At 66.2% G+C, this 529-nt stretch carries 1 protein-coding gene; it reads right to left on the bottom strand.

Annotation, left to right across the window (positions count from 1 at the left end; translation table 11 throughout):
• Positions 1–529, bottom strand: a 529-nt coding sequence (locus tag W930_RS0125170; protein ID WP_028731422.1) for a helicase-related protein, incomplete at both ends; no start/stop codon positions are given.

The raw sequence follows: 529 nt of genomic DNA on the forward strand, positions 1-529 counted from the left end.
CCGGTGCGGCCGATACGGTGCACATAGTCTTCCGCGACTTCCGGCAAGTCGAAGTTCACCACGTGCGGCAGTTGGTCGATGTCGATCCCGCGCGCGGCGATGTCGGTGGCGACCAGCACCTGGAGCGTGCCGCTCTTGAACTCGGCCAGCGCGCGCGTGCGGGCGCCCTGGCTCTTGTTGCCGTGGATCGCCAGCGCCGGAATGCCGCCCTTCGTGAGTTGTTCGGCCAGGCGGTTGGCACCGTGCTTGGTGCGCGTGAACACGAGCACCTGGAACCAGTTGTGCTCGCGCACGAGATGCTCGAGCAGTTCGCGCTTGCGATCGCGATCGACCGGGTGGATTTTCTGCTCGACCGTCTCGGCCGTCGTGTTGCGGCGCGCGACCTCGATCAGCGCCGGCGACTTGAGCAGGCCGTCGGCCAGTTGCTTTATCTCGTCGGAGAACGTGGCCGAGAACAGCAGGTTCTGACGTTTGGTCGGCAGCGCCGCCAGCACGCGCCGGATGTCGCGGATGAAGCCCATGTCGAGCA

Origin of the sequence: Pandoraea sp. E26 (assembly GCF_000681415.1) — a bacterium.
In the GTDB taxonomy this organism is placed as follows: Bacteria; Pseudomonadota; Gammaproteobacteria; order Burkholderiales; family Burkholderiaceae; genus Pandoraea; species Pandoraea pnomenusa.